Source organism: Salinivibrio sp. IB282 (assembly GCF_001995685.1).
GTDB lineage: Bacteria > Pseudomonadota > Gammaproteobacteria > Enterobacterales > Vibrionaceae > Salinivibrio > Salinivibrio kushneri.
Genome location: NZ_MUET01000057.1, coordinates 1 through 19,958, shown reverse-complemented (window position 1 = coordinate 19,958; position 19,958 = coordinate 1). Strand labels below are relative to the sequence as shown.

Below are 19,958 nucleotides of genomic sequence, written 5' to 3'. Positions count from 1 at the left end.
CTATATATATTTTATTTATGATTATGGACATCAAACAGCTCCGCCACGTGATTGCTATCGCTGAGACTAAAAGCTTTACTCTCGCCGCCCAGCGTCTGCATATCGCGCAACCTGCGCTCAGCATTGCGATCAAAAAGCTTGAAAATCAACTGGGTATGCCGATTTTTATTCGCAATGAAAAGCACATTCAACTGACGCAAGAAGGGCAAGTATTACTCCAGCACGCCTATCGCGTCGTACAACAAATGCAAGATGCGGCCACAGCCATGGATGAGCTGAAAGGATWGCAAAAAGGCGAGGTGCGTATCGGTGTGCCGGGTATGCTGGGATCGTATTTTTTTCCTGAGTTGCTGATGGGATTTCGCCGTCGTTATCCCACGCTAAAGCTCACGGTGGTAGAGGCTGGCACTCACTCTCTGCGGCAAATGCTGCTCGACGGTGAGCTGGATCTCGCCGTGATCAATGATAGAGAGGTGCCCGATTCGTTGGACACCACGCATTTGATCTCCTCGCAGATGGTTGCCGTTGTCGCGACCGATCACCCGCTCGCCACGCATTCTACCCTCGACTATCACACCTTTTTCGCCCATGAGCTAATTATGTTCCGTCCTGGGTACTTCCACCGTGATTATCTCGATCAAGTCTGCGATACCCATGCGATGACCCCCAAACTGTCATTAGAAACCAATTTGCTGGCGATGATTTTGAATATCGTCCGTCATGGATTTGCGATCAGCGCACTGCTCGATATGGTCACTGAACACGAAAGCGGGATTGTCGGGATACCGTTCACACAGCCGATCAAGCTCGATATTTCCATTGCTTGGCGTAAAGAGGGTTACTTATCCCTCGCCGATCGTGCCTTTATTGATTATGTGCAACAACACAACCCATCCGCCCAGTCTTCTATGACATCCTGAGTCATCTCCCCAGATTTATCCCTATACTCGGTGCAGGATTGTCGCTAAAATCGCTGGCTAATTTATCGCCCGCCCTGGCGCACGATGCGCGTATCGATGGAGCGTACATCCTCATTGCAATGGGCTGACCAAGAGACCATAACGTGACACCGACTGCTATATACGATTACACCCCTTACTGGGCGGCTTGCTTTGGCCCTGCGCCTTTTTTGCCCACCAGCCGTGAAGAGATGGATATCCTAGGTTGGGATAGCTGCGATATCATCATCGTGACCGGTGATGCCTATGTCGATCATCCTAGCTTTGGCATGGCGGTGATTGGCCGCACATTGGAAGCACAAGGGTTTCGTGTTGGCATCATCTCGCAGCCTAACTGGCACAATAAAGATGATTTTATGGCATTAGGCGAACCAAACCTGTTCTTTGGTGTAACCGCCGGCAACATGGACTCGATGATCAACCGTTACACCGCAGACCGAAAGCTGCGCCATGATGATGCCTACACGCCTAATAACGAGGGCGGGAAACGCCCTGATCGCGCGGTTTTAGTCTATTCTCAGCGCTGCCGAGAGGCCTATAAGCAGACGCCGATTGTGCTAGGCGGCATAGAAGCCAGCTTGCGCCGTTTAGCACACTACGACTATTGGTCAGACAAAGTCCGTCGCTCAGTCTTATGTGATGCCAAAGCTGACATATTGCTATTTGGCAACGCCGAGCGCGCCTTAATAGAAGTGGCGCATCGTTTATCTCGCGGTGACACCTTAGCCGCTATGACTCGCATCGCTGGCACCGCCGTGATGATGAAAACACCGCCCGAAGGTATGGCAGAAGTCGATTCCACCCGCATTGATAAACCGGGAAAGAGCATGACTATGCCTAACCCCTACGCAACAGAAACCCAGTGCGAGACCAGCAAAAAAGCAGAGCCAGACGCGGCGAAACCCATTACTATCCGTCCGTCTCGACACGATGCTAAAAACACCTTTGTTCGCCTGCCCTCGTTTGAAAAACTCAAAAACGATCGTATTTTGTACGCGCATGCTAGCCGAGTGATGCACTTAGAAGCTAACCCCTATTCTGCCCGCGCCTTGGTGCAGCAACATGGCGATCAACTGCTTTGGATTAATCCACCACCGGTGCCCCTCACCACCGAAGAAATGGACTATGTGTTTGGGCTGCCCTATGCACGTGTACCTCACCCAAAGTACGGCAACGCTAAGATCCCCGCCTACGATATGATTAAAACCTCGGTGAACATTATGCGTGGCTGTTTTGGCGGCTGTTCATTTTGTTCGATTACCGAGCACGAAGGACGGATCATTCAAAACCGCTCACAAGCGTCGATCATTGAAGAGCTCAATGATATCCGCGATAAAGTGCCTGGTTTTACTGGCACCATTTCAGACTTGGGTGGCCCAACCGCTAACATGTATCGACTCGGCTGCGCCGATCCTAAGGCGGAGCGTAACTGTCGTCGCCCCTCGTGTGTATTTCCAAAGATTTGCGACAAGCTCAATACTGATCACCGTCATACCATTGATCTCTATCGCAAAGCACGTCAGGTGGAGGGCATCAAAAAAGTCTTGATTGCCTCGGGAGTGCGGTATGACCTGGCGATTGAGTCGCCAGAATATGTCAAAGAATTGGTGACTCACCATGTCGGTGGTTATTTGAAAATCGCCCCTGAGCATACCGAAAAGAACACGCTGGACTTGATGATGAAGCCCGGCATGGGCGCGTATGATCGCTTCAAAGCACTGTTCGAAAAATACAGTAAAGAAGCGGGCAAAAAGCAGTATTTGATCCCCTACTTCATTGCCGCGCACCCAGGGTGTACGGATGAAGATATGGTGCATTTGGCCTGCTGGCTAAAAGAGAATGAGTTTGAGTGCGACCAAGTGCAAAACTTTTACCCATCACCTATGTGTAATGCCACCGCCATGTATCACTCGGAAACCAATCCACTGAAGCGGGTGCGTTACAAAAAACGCGAAGCACTGACAGTGGCAAAAGGCGAGCGCCAGCGACGCTTACACAAGGCGCTACTGCGTTACCACGATCCCGCCAACTGGCCACTGATCAGAGAAGCTTTAGTACGTATGGGTAAACAGCATTTGATTGGTAACGGACCAAAATGCCTGATCCCGAGAGAAGATGCCYCCGAAAAAACAGGCCGGCAGCGTCGCTCAGGCCGCCATGGCACCCAACGTTTTGCCACTAAACATCCCAAGCAACCCGATATACGTCGGCCAAATCACAAAGGGCCAGGTAATAAGCAGCGTGGAAAACGCGCATAAGCACCGTCTTTAAAAGGATGAAATAAAAACGCCCGTCGTGATACACCTCATTACGGGCGTTTCACTACGAGCGTTTCACTACCGGCGTTTCATTCCGAACGTCGCGTGTTTTTAGTATCGTCGGTGTCACGCTATCCGGCTAATGACGCGTGAGTCAACTCGCCAACACTAACGAAAAAGCTCTACACCAATCACAACCAACGCCAGCACACCAGCGATGGCGCCGACCACCCACGCAATTTTCTTTTGCGTCCCCTCGTCCAAGTACTGGGCCGCCGTAATCCCGAGTAAAACCAGCAAGATGATAACAACCGTTTTAAGCATTTGTTTTACCTTAGCTTTCAGCTCTTTATTTTACTGTATGACAAAGCCACCCAGATGCAAGCTTTATAGTGATACGTTATCGACACGCGCACGATCAATTCGCGTACATGCTAGCCGCAACAAGATTTGCAAAGGGTGTTGCAACTGCGTCTCACTGAACCGCTTTACCTGGCTGCGGCACGAGTAACCGGTTGCGAGCACTCTCTCGCTAGGTAGGTTTGCCAACTGTGGCGACCAACTTAAATCATAGATCGCGGCTGACGTCTCGCGTTTGTCTGCTTCATGGCCATAAGTGCCCGCCATACCACAGCAACCGACAGAAATCGGTTTAAGCTCTGCCCCAAAATGGGCAAATAAGGCCACCCATTGTTGCTCAGCATGAGGTAACTGTGTTTTCTCGGTGCAGTGGCCAAACAGATACCAGGGGTCGGCATCACTGCTCGTCACAATCGGCATGGTAGGCACAACACTGGTCAGCCACTCATGACTCAGCATCACATTAAAGTTACCCCGGTGCTTACCTAACGCTTCTTGATACTCATCGCGATAACAAAGCACCAGCGCTGGATCGACGCCCACCATGGGAATATTTAACGCCGCCAGCTGATTCAAAAAGCCAGCGGTGTTACGCGCCGTCTGGACGAAGCGGCGAAGAAACCCTTTTACATGCTGCGCTTTCCCATTAGGTTTGAACGGCACCAACATGGGCACCTTACCCAACTGCCGCGCTAGTTTGATCAAATCGTGAATCAGAGGCGCTTCATAAAAGCTGGTAAATGGGTCTTGTACGATCAATACATAGTTTTCACGCTCTTGCGCAGATAACGCCTGTAACCAGGATAAATCAAACTTCAGCGCATGATCGCCCGCCAGTGACTGAGCCAGCGTCGGTACCGACAACGCCGGTGTGTCTGTGTAGCCAATCAACTTCGCAGTGAGCCCTTGGGCCCATTGAGGCTGAGTCGCCGCATTCACCAATTTTGGGGCTTTGGCCATCAGTGGTAGCAAGGTTTCAATGTTCGCCACTAAGTGGTCTTTCATCGGGCGCGGATAGCGGCTGTAATAGAGCTGCATAAAGCGCGAGCGAAAACTCGGCACATCCACTTTGATCGGGCACTGACTGGCACAAGCTTTACACGCCAAGCAACCGCTCATGGCTTCCATGACCTCATGGCTAAAATCATCTGCTTCTTTACGGCGAGTAAAATAGCGCCCGAATTTGGCCATCACCTCACGGACTGAGGGTGACTGGGTCATCAATGCCTGTTCAACCGCCAACGGGTCGACACCCTGCTCAGACAGTAAACGCAACCATTCTCGCACAATTCCAGCGCGGCCTTTTGGCGAATGACGGCGGTCATAACTGACTTTCATTGAGGGACACATGGGTGAGGCGGTGTCATAGTTAAAGCACAGCCCGTTGCCATTGCATTCCATCGCCCCTTTAAAGCTATCACGCACTTCTACCGGAATTTGACGGTCATAAAAGCCACGCTTAGTATCACCAACCTTCACCAGTGAATCCTGGCTGTTAATCGGTGTGCAGATTTTTCCTGGATTCATCCGATTTTGCGGATCAAATGCCGCTTTGATATGACGAAGCTGGGCAAATAAGGTCTCACCAAAAAACTCGGGGCCGTATTCCGAACGATACCCTTTGCCATGCTCACCCCACATCAAGCCACCATACTTGGCGACCAAGGCGACCACTTGGTCAGAGAGGGTTTTCATCACCCGTTCTTGGTCAGGATCACACAAATCCAGAGCTGGACGCACATGCAGTACCCCCGCATCGACATGACCGAACATGCCATAGTGCAAATGATGGCTGTCGAGCAATGCGCGGAACTCACTGATAAAATCAGCCAGGTTTTCGGGCGGCACACAGGTATCTTCGGCAAACGCGACAGGTTTGGCTTTGCCTTTCGTGGCGCCAAGCAACCCGACCGCTTTTTTACGCATCGCATAGATTTTGTTGATTGATGCGAGATCCCGACAAATCTGATAACCAATCACACCTTGTTGCTTTTGTGCTATCAGGCTATCCAATTGCTGGCACAATGCCGAAATCTGTTGTTCGATCTCACCAGCATCGTTCCCGGCAAACTCCACCATATTAATGCCGTGCATGGTTTTGCCGGGCACGTCTTGCAGCAAATCACTCACCGTATGCCAAACAATGTCGTTTCTTGCGAGATCAAGCACCTTGGCATCAATGGTTTCAACCGATAGCGCGTTCGCCTCAACCATCGTCGGCGCATTACGCAGTGCCGAATCAAAACTGTCGTATTTAATATTTACCAAGGTACGCACGGTCGGGATCGGCGTGATGTTGAGCCTAGCTTCGGCAATAAACGCTAAAGAGCCTTCAGCGCCACATAGCACACGGCCAATGTCGAAGGCAGTGAGTGTGTCATCATAAACATGTTTAAGGTCATAGCCGGTTAAAAAGCGATTCAACGGCGGGAAGGTGTCGGTAATCAGATCACGATGCTCACGACAGACTGAGGACACCGTTTGYAGCGCCCGGCCACTAAGATCATCGCGCGACATCGCTTGCTGAAGCTGATCCGCATTGAGAGGCTGTGTATCGAGAACGCTACCATCCACGAGCACCGCTTTTAAACCCAGCACATGATCGGAGGTCTTGCCGTAACGTAGCGAGCCTTGGCCCGAGGCATCGGTGTTGATCATCCCGCCAATGGTGGCGCGATTACTGGTTGATAAGTCAGGTGAGAAAAAGTATCCATACGGGCGCAATACATCATTGAGCTGATCTTTAATAACGCCTGCTTGAACGCGCACCCAGCCTTGCTCAGGGTTCACTTCCAGCACCTGGTTCATATGACGAGACACGTCCACCACCACATGCTTGGTCAACGACTGACCGTTGGTGCCGGTACCGCCCCCACGAGGAGAAAACTTAATCTCACTAAATGCTGGGGCTTGGACGGTCTGACCAATAAGCTGAAGATCATCAACCGAGGCGGGGAAGAGGACGGCTTGCGGTAAGGCTTGATAAACACTGTTATCAGTGGCCACCGCAAGGCGGCTCGCATAGGTCGATTCAATATCGCCTTGAAAACCTGCTGTTTGTAAAGCAGTGATTAAATCAACGACGGCGGACGACAGGCCCGCCTCTGGATGGATTGCCGGTATCATTGCTGTTCCTGTGCGCTATCTCACCATGCCTGGTGCAATTTTTGTTGTGCTGTCACTTTACCTTAACTCTTGGCACAGCCAAAGCGATCACCTAGCAAATCCTTGTCACCACTCGCGCCAACCCAACCGCTTACCCGACCATTTAGCAAGCTCTGGGCTGGCAATCAGTACCCAAGGGCCCAAACTCCATGCCGCCATTGACACGACAATAAGCACAATCCAGCTTAACCCTGTCAGCTGTGCCACTCCCCAAGCTGCGCCAACAATGGCGGCGATACCGAAAAAGATCCACGCCAGCGTTAACAGTTTGCCATTGAGCCGGCTGGCCGGTTTATGACTAGGAAAGAGCTTATGCCAAACCTGACCGGTATAAACACCCGCCGCCAACGCTGACAGATAAACCATATTGGGGATCTTTAATGCCAGTGCCAGCAACGCCATGATGAGACACGCTAAGAACCAGATTCTGCCGGTGGTCAGCACGGGTCGTTCATTCCCCACCGTTACCGCATCCAGCTTGACAGTCGCCCAGGCAACACTGCTCCCGACCAGGGCCCCGATCACCACATCACTGGCAAAATGCACCCCGAGATACATGCGGTTCAGTCCCATAAGCACTATCACCACCAGTGTCATCGCCAGCGCACCAAAAGCAGGCGGGTGTGTGACTCGGCGTTTTAGATACCAAGCAGTCATCACAGCGGCCGCGAGTAAAGTGTGGCCACTCGGCACCGTAAAGCCGCTTGCTTGGCCTATTTGCAAATCAGGCCATAAATAAAACGGCCGTGGCATGGCAAAGCCACTTTTTAGGGTGGTAGACACAGCCGCTGCGCTGATTAGCAAAAAAAGCAGCGACAGTGCCGATTTATGGCCGCGAAAAACAAGAAACAACGGCACTAGGGCAATATAAAAGGCGATCTCTCCTAACGTATTGACCAGTTTGRATACGGCGGTGACGGTTGCATTCCCGGCGTCACCCAGTTTTTGTACGGTGTTTTGTACGCCTGAGACCAATCCATATTGACTGACATAAAACACAGGTGCCAAGGCACTAAAGTCGGCCAAGGCACTGACATCACTGCTCGGGGTTTTCGCCGCTAGCGACCACAAGTGATCGCGACGATCATTAAACCGATAGCGATAGTCTTGCCCATGGGCGCGCGGTACCAGCCGTGCTTGCTCAATTTCAGAGGCAAAATGGGGGGCGCGCCACGCCGGCAAAAGCCCCACCCCCTCAGCGGTGGAGACAACAGGCAACGGCGCCTGGCTTTGGCAGGCAAACAAGACGCCGCGCGCATCCTGATGATACACATCACCGACCGTTACCCGAATCGCTGTTTCTTCGAACACTTCACGGGCGAGCGCTCTGCTCGGTGATTCGGCCAAGTTAACCCGGCCCCCAGGCAAACCATACCGTCCAGTTACTGTGTCTTTGACTAGCAAGAGCCGTCCCGCAGGATCCGAGATAATGCAAGCGACCCCAGCGATCCCTTGCTCGTTAGAGAACGTCGTTTCATTGTTAGCCAAGGCATCGCTCGACACTAACCCGCTAAAGACTGACAATAGTACAGCGATAATCCGTTTCATGCGGCGGCTCCTGAATGCACGTGTCCTGATGAAAGAAAAGGAAAAGAATGACACAGCCCGATCCTCTTAGCCCCTATTATTACCATCATAACTTTCAAAACTTGATGGATTTAGTCTGCGAACGTGACTGGGATCTGCTCACAAGCAACGAGCGCCATTGGCTAACGACCTTTCAACAGCTTAGCTTCAAAGCACAGTGCCTGCTGGTGCGTTTACTGATGCGCCGTCACGACTGGTTTTTAGCCGATTCGCTACATTACCATGAGCTCGGTGAAACACCGCCGTTACTCGACACCTTGGCTGAGCATCAGTTTATTCGTTTTACCTATACAGCCCCGTCAGAGGTGTTATTTAAATTACTCACTAAAGCACAACTGATTGAAGCCTTTCCAGATACAGAACTCCCTAAGAGTGCGTCTAAAAGCCAGTGGCGGCAGGCGATAGAAGCGACCTATGGCAACACACTCGACAGCCCTTATACGTTGGTGGTTTGTCACCAGCCAGACATCTTACCGGTATTAAACCTGCTGTATTTTGGCAATTCGCGCCAGGATTTGAGCCAGTTCGTGGTGGCGGAGCTGGGTATCCAACACTTTGAGCCCTATCCCATTCGGCAAGCCGATCGCTTATTTAACGACCGAACTCAGATTGATGATTGGCTTCACTTATCCGGGTTAAACGAAACCGCATGGCAAGCACGCAAAAACAAGCAACCTAAAGATGTCTTGGCGTTAGCCCCCTGGTTGCCGGCCCCTTTTGACTGGGCACCGCTCGAGCGCAAGCGGCAGCGCTTGGTGAATCGTATTGCCCGCGAATTTGAGCGTCAGCATGATTTATCGAGCGCCTTGTCGCTGTATCAAACCACCACTCAGCCACCCAGCCAAGAACGACGCGCACGTATCTTGATAAAGCAAGGTAACATTAAAGCGGCCGCAACCATCATCGCCACCATGCTCCAAGCCCCACACGATCAGGAAGAGCTTGACGTCGCTTATCGCTTAGCGAAACAAAAACCGGTTCGTGCACTCGGCAGCTTAGTTCCCTCAACGCATGCTAAACCGGCTTCATTACCCACCGAGACGTTAGCTTTACCGCTGAATCAGCGCGTAGAAAAGGAGGTGGCCGATTATTATCGTCAGCAAGGCTGGCAGGTATGGTTTAGCGAAAACAGCTTGCTTAACGCACTATTTGGACTGTTTTTTTGGGATATCTTATTTTTGCCTGTCCGCGGTGCCTTTCTTAACCCGTTTCAACGTGGGCCGCGAGATCTATATAGCGACGACTTTGTCGCTAAACGACAGACACAAATCGATCAGCGCCTCGCTGAGATTGACCAAGCACGTGAATGGGTGGCGCAACACTATCAGCAAAAGCACGGCACCACTAACGAGTGGGTCAATTGGTCGGCCATAGAGTGGCCACTGCTTGAGGCTGCGTTGACCAACCTAAACCAAGCACAGCTTCGCGCCTGTTTTCAACGCATCTTGTTCGACCGCCGCCATAACCGCCGCGGCCATCCAGACTTGTTCATGTGCCGAGGCACGTCATACCAATGGGTGGAGGTGAAGGGGCCAGGCGATACACTGCAGCCCCACCAAACACGCTGGTTACAGTTTTTTCAACAGCATGCGATCCCAGCGAAGGTGGCGTATATCACGCCGGATGAGTGATGCACCTAGGGGCATCCTACATGGGATAGGCCTATCACTGGCTCTCATCCTCTGACGCGACATGCCTCAAGCCCCTAAAGTGAGCTTGTCATTCACTCGCTTCAGCATTGGGGTTAAAAATGTAATGAGAGCCATCGTAAACCAGCCGTTTGATCAACGCCTCGCAGTGTTTGAGACCGCTGCGGTCAAACGACACGCCATAGCGCTGCATGCCCCATTTTTGTTGCCGGTTCTCTATTTGCCCACTTAAGATAAAACACTCGTCACTGTCTGGTGCTTGGATTTGAATCGCCATTTGGTGGTGTTTTTCAAACACGGGCGCAATAGCATCAAAACTAAACCCACAGCCGCCTGCAGAAATATCGGTAAGGTTGACGGGCAAACGACGATGATCGAGCGGGATTTCCCCTTTGACGTTTAATTCATAACGATTGTCTTTGCGCTGTTGGATCAGCTTGGCTTGTTGCGGTAACTCGACCATGACCAAATTGATTGGCGTTTTGAGCACGGTTGAGATCTTAGACGCAAACCGCACTTTGGCCCCCTCACCCTCGTCAGAGACAGCATCGACTGCCAGGCGATATCCCTCAATAAAAAATTGATTAACTTGATTAAGGTTTTCCGTCGGTAACGAAAAGAACAAGCGCTTTTCACCATCAAAACCGATAAAGGTACATTCACACCGGTACGTTTGTCCCACTGGTGTCTTGATTTGCACTTGCGTCGTGGTGCCATGCTTCATAAATGCCACAGCACGTAACCCCATGACGGTCTCTTCTCTCACCGTTTTGTATTTTTTGGCCTTAAGTTCAGGCAAAGACTGCATCATCGTTCGCTTTTATTGTTATGGATAACTACGGGCACTGGCGTCTTAACTCAGTGCCCAAGGCGCGTTTACATCAACATAAACATGACAAACTGTACCAACGGTACGGCAGAGCCATCAGAGGTGATGATTTGGTTTCCCTCAATTTTGGCAGACAGCACGGTATTTTTATCGGTTTGTGTGACAAAGCCGGCTTTGGTCAGATCTTGTATTTTTGCTTGCCATGGTGACTGTGTCAGCACCCCGTTGGGTACCGAGATATCCAGATCACCACTTACCTGATTCACCAGTTGCTGCAAATTGAACACGCCGGTTGACTCACTCTCTTGCACATCGACGTGCATGTCGACACTGATATCCCCTTCTGGCACGGTTAAGTTGGCAGGCGACAAGTCGATCGATAACCCCGACTGCAACAATTGCACCAAAGCTTGGTCAAAGGCCTCCATACTCACTGGCGCGCCACCTTCTTGCCACTGCGACGAGAATAACGCGATTTGGGACATGGCACTGTAATCAAGATGATTGGCATCGAGTGCCACCACCAAGTTCCGCCACTGCGTGTTGTTCGGTAACGCCATCGTCCCTACTGTCAATTGGTTGGTATTGTTTAGATGACGGGTTGACGCTGACTCAGACGCAACCAACTGATTCCCTATCTCAAGCTCTACGTTATCCAGCGTTAAGGATTGACCACTGACATCACTGAAGTGCGCTTGCTCGAGCGATAAAGATTGTTCACCAATCCACAGACCATCTTGCAAATAGCCACTTCCTGACCCCGACACGCTATCCACTTTGAGTTGCTGCCCACTATCGTCATTGAAGGCCAGTGCGGGTAAAGAAAAGTTGGCTTTAACATGCCCTTTGCGGTCAATCTCACCTTGTAGACTTAGCTCACTCGCGGTCAGATTGCTGCTCGCCTCTGATAACGAGAAAGGCGCGACGGTAAGGTGATAATCGGATGCCCCTGTCATCAAGGTATCTAGCTCTAAACGAATTGGGGTTGGGTTACCGGGCCACGCTTTTTGTGTGATCGCTTGTAGCTCAGGCGTCATCACTAACGTGTTGCTTGACGACACACCAAATACACCGTGCGAGATCTCTGAGGCGATTTCGTAGCTAACGGGTAAGCCCGACTGCGCAAGCATCGCTTTGGTTTCACCCTGAAATACGACACGCGTGACCGCCTGCGAGGTTAAATACCCGCGCTCATACGTCTGCTGCTCGAGGGTAAATTCTGGGGTTGAACGCTGGTCGACTTCTCGCTCATACATCGAGTGTGCAATCTGGCCAGTCGCAAACGGCCAACACGCCACAATCGCTAGGCCACCAGCGATGGCACCATACTTTCCTAAAAACATGTTTTCTTTGCCTCAAGCATGCGAAAAGCCATAGTGTAACTAAAATTAGGCGCTGAAGATAACGCCCTGTCATAGCGCAGCATAATATACCGAGGGTATCGTCATGAATGTCGACCATTTCGCATCATTGTGATGGATAAATGCATACAATAAACGCATCGTCGTGGTAAATCAGCAGAGTCTATGAATCCTTTCGTTATATTGTGCATTGACCAAGACCCTCTCGTGGTAGAGCAGTTGTCTCACGACCTCGCGCCGTTTCGTGATGTGTTTGATCTTTGCAGTGCAGAGACCCCAGACGACGCCTATACCATGCTCGACGACTTTGAGGCTAACGAGCAACAGGTAGCATTACTGATCTGCCATAACCTTGCTGGCGATCACCAAGGCATCGATTTATTGGTCAATGTCGACAATCACGCGGCGAGCCAAGGCGCACGAACTGTTTTGCTCAGTGAAGCACCGCAATACGATATTATTTTGCAGGCGGTGAATGAGGGCCGACTCAATTATTGTATGCACAAGCCTTGGCGAGCCGAGGAGATGCAGCGTGTCGCCGAAAAAGAACTGACTACCTACGTGTTGCGCTATTGCCAACATGATTTACTGCGCTACGCTGAAGTGTTAGATCACCGCACCTTGTTAGATGCCCAAGTTGAGCGCGAGATAAGCCAGTTTCAAGCGCAATTGTTAGCGCCAGGCGAGACCGACAAAGCGGCCATTGCTGATCGCGTGATCGCCGGTTTATATGCGTTTTTTGAAGGCAACGATGAAAGCCGTGCGTGCCGCACCTACAGTGCCAACCATGTGTTGACCWAAGAAAATCAAGATAATGCATTTTTGTGGTTTATCACCGATGGTGACGTTGGGCTGTATAAAACAGATGACGAAGGGCAAGAGCACCATGTTTCCACCCTGTCTTCCGGCAGCTTGATTGGCAGTATGTCGTTTGTGACCGGAGACGTTTCTTTCTCTACGGGGCGCACTCTCACTCGGACGCAGGTGATCAAAATCGATCATGTATTATTTAGTAAAATAATGACCAGCCGCTCTGAGCTGCTGCCCTTGTTTATTCAATACCTGTTGCTGCACTTTAACCAACGCTTAAAGCGCAGTATCGATACCGAAATCCAGCTGCAGCAAACGCTCGCCTCACTGGACGAGGCCAACCGCCAGTTATTAGAAAAAGAAAAGATGGCACTACTGGGGCAACTCGTGGCGGGCGTCGCTCACGAACTCAATAACCCAGTGTCAGCGATTTTACGCAACAGTGATGCACTCGCAGACGCTCTAGAGGAAGTGGCAAAAACGCCGTTGGCCTCAGCCAGCCGCGAGCAAGCCCTGTCGCTTTTACAAACAAACCGCGAGAGTACCCCTTTATCAACGGCGACGGCGCGAACCTATACCCGTACCTTAAGCGACGTCACCGGGGATAAACGTATCGCGCGCGATTTAGTCAACATCGGACTATATCAACCTGAAGATATCCAAGCCTGGCAACAACATCTGGGTAAGGACTTTAGTCGCGAACTCACTACCTGGAAGCAATACGCCCGCTGTGGGCGGTTATTACGCTCTAATCATGTGTGCGCGGCGCGTATTGCCGATCTCGTCAAAAGCTTACGCACCTACGCCCGTCAAGACAGTGAACAGCGCCAACGCACCCGTATTATTGAGAACATTGACGATACCCTCACCTTATTTGAGCATCGACTCAAGCCTCACCAATTGGAAAAGCGCTATGACTGGGTGCCCGATATTATCGCTCAGCCTTCTGCCTTGGCGCAGGTGTGGACAAACCTCATTGCCAATGCCTTAGATGCGATGCAAACACCAGGCACCTTGACCGTGACAGTAAAAACACTCAATGACCAAGCCTCTGGCACGATAGAAGTATCGATCAGTGATACCGGCACCGGTATGACGCCTGAGCAGCAAGAAAAAATGTTTGCGTTAAATTACACCACCAAACGCGAAGGCCACTTTGGTTTAGGCATTGGCCTGACCATGTGTCAAACCATTATCCATGAGCAAGGCGGGGATATTCAGGTTCGCTCCCAGCCAGGTATCGGTACCACAATGACCGTCACTTTACCCATTGAACTTCCCGCCTCTGTCAGTAAGGAGCCCCAACAATGAGCCAATATTTAGTTCTATGTGTCGATGATGAGCGTGACGTGCTCGATAGCGTGGTAGATGACTTGCAAGGGTTTACCGACCACTTTGAGATAGAAGCGGCAGAATCAGTCGCAGAAGCGCGAGAAGTGATTGCGGACATGGCCACCGAAGGCACCAAGCTGGCACTGATTCTGTGTGACCATATTATGCCCGGCGAGCTAGGCGTAGAGTTTTTGATTGAGTTAGCCCATCAGCCAGAAACCGCATCGACGCGCAAAGTGTTACTGACCGGCCAAGCAGGGTTGGAAGACACAGTCTCTGCGGTTAATCATGCCAGTTTGCACTATTACCTCGCTAAACCTTGGCAAAAAGAGACCTTAGTCAGTGTGGTGACCGACCAGCTCACCAGCTATGTCATCGCGCACGAAGCCAATTTATTGCCATGGACCAGCGTACTGGACACGCCTCGGATTGTAGAGGCCATCAACCGCAACAAATGGGATATGGGCGCAGAGTAGTCGCCAAGCCAGCTCGTACCACCCGGTAGGTCAAAAATCGGTAAAAAAGCCTGACTCACGGGCGGATGTGCTTGTTTCTGCGCGCAATCGTCTTATAGAATGATTTGAACACCAATAACAAGTGGAATTGATAATGCGTAAATCTCTTTTAGCCAGCGCGATTGTCGCTTTGGCTTCGTTCAGCGCCGTGGCCAATGAAGAAGACGCCAACCTCACCACCATGAGTAACTTCAGTTACGACTATCTGGAAGGACGCATCGGTGTTAGCCCACTCACCTATGGTGCAGGATTTAGCATGTCGATCCATCCCAACGCGCACGTACGCGTCGAAGCGGATACCGAATTTGATTCCGATTGGGACACAGCGGCTGGGATTGGCTTTCATGCGCCCATTAACAACTGGGCAGACTTAACCGGTGAGCTACTCGCGCGTGGCGTGAACAAAGATAACTTTGACAGCGATGTAGGCTTGGAAATTAACCTAGGCATACGCCAGTGGCTTGGGCCACAAGTTGAAGTAGGCGGTGAAATCGGCCTACTTACCGTTGATGACGAAGAAGATACCTTTGGCTCTGCCTACGGGCGCTTCCATGCCACTGAACTCTTCTCACTGGGGGCAGCCTACCGGGTTAACGAGTGGTACGGTGACCAATTTATGTTTACCACGCGCTTTAAATACTGATAACGCCACTCGGTAGTGCATTACCATCAAGAAATAGTGCATTACCATCAAGCAATAGCGCATTGCCGCCAGACAGTGACAGTCAGATCAAAAAAACCCGCATCGCTGCGGGTTTTTTATTGCTATCGTTGTCCGCTCGCGATTAACGGATCAATAACATGGGTACCGTCGACTCGACCAGCAATTTAGTGGTATTGCTCCCCACAAAGAACTGACGTAATTTTGAGTGACCGTAGGCTCCCATCACGATCAATCCAACTTGATTGGACGCTTGGTAATCTAAAATCGYACGATGAACGTCGCCAGTTAGCTGAGCCTCAACCACATCGACGCCCGCTGTTTTCAAGCGCTCGGCTGCGCGTTTAAACGCTGCCAGCTTTTCTTGCGAATCTTCTACCATCACCAAGTGACAAGTCATTCCTGCCAACAGCGGTGTGCTCAATGCTTTTTCCACTAGCTTTTCGCTGATATCGCTGCCATCGAACGCTAATAAGTAGCTTTCAGGTGTTGAAAACTCGCCGTTAGCCACCAAGGTATGCGCTTTAATCGAGCGCACCACGCTTTCAAGCTGTGAGCCGATTGCCTTGGTATCGCTTTGGTGCAACTCACCGGATTTACCCAAGACTAACACTCGCGTCTGTGGCTCGATATCAAGCAGGGTTTCCACCAAGTTGCCATGACGCTGCAATTTGCGCACGTCTTCCAGCCCTTTGGCTTTAGCGTCTTCTTCCAGCTCAGACAGCAAGGCTTTGCCGTGCTTCATTTCCAGCTTGGCACGCTGCTCATCCAGCTCCACCAGCTCTTGTAGCAGTTGTTCACGGCTACCCACTCCCAAGTTGCCTGATAGTTCAGGCTCCGCTTGGTGTGAGGATTTATCCAGCACATGCAAAAGTGTCAAAGGCACAGACAAGCGCTTGGCGGCCCAAACGCTTAAATCTGCGACTTGCTTTGAATAATGCGGGCCATCTACGCACGCGGTAATTTGTTCCATGGTCGGTCTCCTTAGTGGCCACCCATCATTTTTTCTACTTCTTCGGGCTTATCGTGCACGCCGAACTTGTCGACGATGGTCGCAGTCGCATCATTCATGCCGACGATATTCACCTCGGTACCCTCACGGCGGAATTTAATAACCACCTTATCAAGGACAGACACGGAGGTAATATCCCAAAAGTGCGCTGCCGAGAGATCGATGGTGACACGCTCCAACGCTTCTTTGAAGTCAAACGACGACAAAAATTGATCTGACGAGGCAAAAAAGACTTGACCCACAACACGATAGGTACGTGCATCGCCGTTGTCCTCCGGCTCGCTTTTCACCACCATAAAGCGACCAATCTTATTGGCAAAGAACAAGGCCGCAAGTAACACCCCAACTAGCACGCCGATCGCAAGGTTGTGGGTAAGCACCACGACCACCACGGTCGAGACCATGACGATATTGGTTGATAGTGGGTGTGACTTCAGGTTAACGATCGACTCCCAAGAGAAGGTACCGATAGACACCATGATCATTACCGCCACCAGTGCGGCCATCGGGATTTGGCTGAGCCAGTCGCTTAAGAACACCACCATAATCAGCAGTAGCACACCGGCGGACAAGGTAGAAAGACGACCACGTCCACCGGATTTAATGTTAATGACCGACTGACCAATCATCGCACAACCGGCCATACCGCCCAAGAAACCAGTGGCGATATTGGCAACACCTTGACCTTTACACTCACGGTTTTTCTCACTGTCTGTGTCGGTCAGGTCGTCAACGATGGTGGCAGTCATCATTGACTCCAACAAGCCCACCACAGCCAATGCCGCTGAGTATGGGAAGATAATCGCCAAGGTTTCAACGTTTAGCGGCACATCCGGCCATAGGAAAACCGGCAAGGTATCAGGCAAATCACCCATGTCACCCACAGTACGCAAGTCCAGGTTATACGCCATGGCAATACCGGTCAGAATGAGAATGCACATCAACGGAGAAGGAAGGACTTTGCCAATACGCGGAACGTAAGGGAAAAGATAAATAATCGCTAAGCCTGCAGCCGTCATCGGATACACATGCCACATGATTTCGGTCTCGCGGATGATTTCCGGACCAATAAGCTCTGGCAACTGCGCCATAAAGATCAGGATCGCGAGCGCGTTGACAAACCCGGTTACCACTGAGCGAGAAACAAAACGCATCAGGTTACCGAGTTTTAAATAACCGGCCGCAATTTGAAGTATCCCGGTTAGCACAGTCGCCGCCAATAGGTACTCAAGCCCATGCTCTTTTACCAAGGTCACCATCAACAGTGCCATCGCACCGGTTGCGGCGGAAATCATGCCCGGGCGTCCGCCCACAAAGGCAATAATCACGGCGATACTAAAGGAGGCGTAAAGGCCGACTTTCGGATCCACACCGGCAATAATCGAGAAGGCAATCGCTTCTGGGATCAAAGCCAATGCTACAACGATACCCGCAAGCATATCGCCGCGTACATTGGAGAACCAATCACGCTGAATTCTATCTATCATGAACGTCTCTACAAAATTGGGTTAAAAAAGGTGTCGCGCATTTCAGGCCTGATTTCACCTGAAAATCAAAACGCGTGATCCTAGTCACTTATTGACCAAGCGTCAACTCCCCTTTTTTAGCCCAACAAAGACTTATTTTTTATAAATCATATAGTTAATCTATGATTGTGATATTTTTGACACAGATTTATTTCATTCTTTTCTTCAGCCCTCTTTTTCGCCTACTTCGGCCATCAGGCAAAGGTCGCTTTCGCACACCACGTTCAGCGCTGCCGTTTATAGGCGTGGATACACAGGCACCAGCAACACGGTAAAGGAGAGAATCAACCCAATCAGGGCATAAATCAGTTGGTTAAGCGTCCAACCGATATCGATAACCATGCCGAACACCCAAGGTGCCAAGGCGGTGGACAGGATCATCATGCCCGTCACCAGAGAACGAATGGCACCAATATGCGAGACCCCGTACATTTCTGCCCATAAGGTATTAATCACCGGATTGGTTGCGCCAATCGCTAAACCGAAAAGGCACATGAAAAGCGGTGCGGCAAGGGTGTGATTAACATTGGCAATCACCATTAGGCCGAGAACGAGTGGAATGGGGATTAAGATAAGCACATTTCGCGACCGGTATTTATCAATCAGGCTGCCGGAGATAACAGAACTCAACCAATGCACGGCCCCGTAAAAGACGAAACTGCCCGCTAATACACCTGGCGTCCACTGTTTGGCTGCCAGAATAAAGTCCTGTTGGATAAATACGCCGGTCACCAAAAACGGCGTCACCAAGGCAATGGGTATGATCATCCAAAAGCGCCAGTCGCGAATCACTTGTCGTCGGCTGGCATCACTGGCTTGGTTTTGATGGTCTGCTTCGATGCGCGTCCGTTTAAGATCGGCTTTTCGGACCAGAAATAGCACCAGTGGTAAAAACACCACTAACAGGGTGGATCCAATGAATAACCAGCTTTCTCGCCAGCCTAAAAACGCGATTAAGCCAATGACAATTGAGGGTAAAACCACCTCACCAATGGCGACCCCACTGCCGACTAAGCTAATGGCTTTGCCTTTGTCTTGCTGGGCACGCTTAATCACAGTGGCCTGCGCGATGTGAGGCAAAAAGCCTTGTCCGCAAAACCGCAATAGAAAGAACCCCACCAACAGCCCTATCACACTGTCAACGGAATACATCAGCGCACACGCGATCATCAGTAACATGGCGAAAAAGATCAGGAGTTTATCGACCCGTATACGATCCACTACACCACCAAAGCTAATCACCAACACACTACTGGTCATAGTGGCAATGGCGTAGATCCCGCCGTAGGTGGCATCACTTAATAGCAGCGCCTCTTTAAGACTGCTGCCATRCCAGCTGATGAAAAACGATTGGCCAATGTTGCCAAAAAAGATCGACAGAAAGCCAAAAGCAATTAACGGCCATTGGTTTTTTATCAAAATCGCATAAGATCGCGCGAACATATATTCCCATTAATAACTGATATAACCTGGTGGTGGCTCAACGAGTCGTTCTTCTCGAAGACGCTAATACTCATGCCTGTTTCTCCTCACAGGCCACACAACGTTGTGCGCAAGGATCAATTTCAAGGCGCTTCGGGTTGATCGGTTCGTCACAATCAAGACAAAACCCATAATCCTCATCTTCAATGCGCTTAATGGCTGCTCTAACCTGTAATAAGCGTTCTTTTCGACGCCTCTTTTGTTCAAGCGCCATTTGTTGGCCCTGCATCGCATCCATTCGCGACAAGCGGCCGACACTTTGTTGGTCTAGTGTAACCGTACTATCCGCCCCATTTTGTTCTCCTACCTCTAATTCAGCCAACAGCTCGGCTTCTAGCGCGGATAACTGAGCATGAAAGTTATTAAGATCCATACCTGAATTCCTTAGCTATCAGTATTTGCCTTAACCAGAGGCTTACTATGACATTTTCCTCTATAGAGAGGAAATCATG

Annotated in this window: 15 protein-coding genes; 6 read left to right on the top strand and 9 right to left on the bottom strand. The window is 50.7% G+C overall.

Going from position 1 to position 19,958, the window contains the following annotated elements; genetic code table 11:
• Positions 1–23: 23 nt before the first annotated feature.
• Positions 24–920 carry a LysR family transcriptional regulator gene (locus BZG14_RS11480; protein WP_077608783.1) on the top strand — a complete coding sequence of 299 codons (897 nt, stop codon included), beginning with the start codon at positions 24–26 and terminating at the stop codon, positions 918–920.
• Between the two features lie 143 nt (positions 921–1,063).
• Complete coding sequence (locus tag BZG14_RS11475; RefSeq protein WP_077608782.1) at positions 1,064–3,217, top strand: YgiQ family radical SAM protein; 2,154 nt, start codon at positions 1,064–1,066, stop codon at positions 3,215–3,217.
• A 168-nt stretch (positions 3,218–3,385) separates the two neighbouring features.
• On the opposite strand, the gene BZG14_RS15585 is transcribed toward BZG14_RS11475, so the two are convergent.
• The 3 genes from BZG14_RS15585 to BZG14_RS11465 all read right to left on the bottom strand — a co-directional run bounded on the left by BZG14_RS15585 (position 3,386) and on the right by BZG14_RS11465 (position 8,290).
• Positions 3,386–3,541, bottom strand: coding sequence for a hypothetical protein (locus BZG14_RS15585; protein ID WP_155522579.1), 156 nt, complete (start codon positions 3,539–3,541; stop codon positions 3,386–3,388).
• A 63-nt stretch (positions 3,542–3,604) separates the two neighbouring features.
• On the bottom strand, positions 3,605–6,703 hold the full coding sequence (gene ydiJ / locus BZG14_RS11470; protein WP_077608781.1) for a D-2-hydroxyglutarate dehydrogenase YdiJ: 3,099 nt from the start codon (positions 6,701–6,703) through the stop codon (positions 3,605–3,607).
• A gap of 105 nt (positions 6,704–6,808) precedes the next feature.
• On the bottom strand, positions 6,809–8,290 hold the full coding sequence (locus BZG14_RS11465; RefSeq protein WP_077608780.1) for a bifunctional NUDIX hydrolase/phosphatase PAP2 family protein: 1,482 nt from the start codon (positions 8,288–8,290) through the stop codon (positions 6,809–6,811).
• 47 nt (positions 8,291–8,337) lie between these two features.
• Between BZG14_RS11465 and BZG14_RS11460 the strand changes: the two genes are divergently transcribed.
• Positions 8,338–9,960, top strand: a complete 1,623-nt coding sequence (locus BZG14_RS11460; RefSeq protein WP_077608779.1) for a VRR-NUC domain-containing protein — start codon at positions 8,338–8,340, stop codon at positions 9,958–9,960.
• Positions 9,961–10,048: 88 nt separating this feature from the next.
• Here the strand turns inward: BZG14_RS11460 and BZG14_RS11455 are convergent, their stop codons facing one another.
• Together BZG14_RS11455 and BZG14_RS11450 are read right to left on the bottom strand one after the other, a co-directional pair.
• Positions 10,049–10,789 carry a flagellar brake protein gene (locus tag BZG14_RS11455; RefSeq protein ID WP_077459248.1) on the bottom strand — a complete coding sequence of 247 codons (741 nt, stop codon included), beginning with the start codon at positions 10,787–10,789 and terminating at the stop codon, positions 10,049–10,051.
• Positions 10,790–10,854: 65 nt separating this feature from the next.
• Complete coding sequence (locus BZG14_RS11450; protein ID WP_077608778.1) at positions 10,855–12,150, bottom strand: DUF945 family protein; 1,296 nt, start codon at positions 12,148–12,150, stop codon at positions 10,855–10,857.
• A gap of 183 nt (positions 12,151–12,333) precedes the next feature.
• Between BZG14_RS11450 and BZG14_RS11445 the strand changes: the two genes are divergently transcribed.
• The 3 genes from BZG14_RS11445 to BZG14_RS11435 all read left to right on the top strand — a co-directional run bounded on the left by BZG14_RS11445 (position 12,334) and on the right by BZG14_RS11435 (position 15,468).
• The gene (locus BZG14_RS11445; RefSeq protein ID WP_077608777.1) at positions 12,334–14,289 is read left to right on the top strand and encodes an ATP-binding protein; all 1,956 of its coding nucleotides are present in this window, start codon (positions 12,334–12,336) and stop codon (positions 14,287–14,289) included.
• Positions 14,286–14,786, top strand: a complete 501-nt coding sequence (locus BZG14_RS11440) for a response regulator (RefSeq protein WP_077487079.1) — start codon at positions 14,286–14,288, stop codon at positions 14,784–14,786. The genes BZG14_RS11445 and BZG14_RS11440 overlap by 4 nt, the downstream gene beginning before the upstream one ends.
• Before the next feature lie 133 nt (positions 14,787–14,919).
• Positions 14,920–15,468 (top strand): hypothetical protein, encoded by a 549-nt coding sequence (locus BZG14_RS11435; RefSeq protein ID WP_077487078.1) that lies wholly within the window; start codon positions 14,920–14,922, stop codon positions 15,466–15,468.
• Between the two features lie 142 nt (positions 15,469–15,610).
• Here BZG14_RS11435 and BZG14_RS11430 read toward each other — a convergent pair whose 3' ends face one another.
• The 4 genes from BZG14_RS11430 to BZG14_RS11415 form a co-directional block, all read right to left on the bottom strand.
• Entirely contained in the window at positions 15,611–16,459 is an 849-nt protein-coding gene (locus tag BZG14_RS11430; protein ID WP_077608776.1) for a universal stress protein, read from the bottom strand.
• Between the two features lie 11 nt (positions 16,460–16,470).
• Positions 16,471–17,985, bottom strand: coding sequence for a SulP family inorganic anion transporter (locus BZG14_RS11425; RefSeq protein WP_077487076.1), 1,515 nt, complete (start codon positions 17,983–17,985; stop codon positions 16,471–16,473).
• A gap of 276 nt (positions 17,986–18,261) precedes the next feature.
• Positions 18,262–19,467, bottom strand: coding sequence for an MFS transporter (locus BZG14_RS11420; protein ID WP_077608775.1), 1,206 nt, complete (start codon positions 19,465–19,467; stop codon positions 18,262–18,264).
• 70 nt (positions 19,468–19,537) lie between these two features.
• Positions 19,538–19,879 (bottom strand): TraR/DksA family transcriptional regulator, encoded by a 342-nt coding sequence (locus tag BZG14_RS11415; protein ID WP_077459254.1) that lies wholly within the window; start codon positions 19,877–19,879, stop codon positions 19,538–19,540.
• Positions 19,880–19,958: the final 79 nt, after the last annotated feature.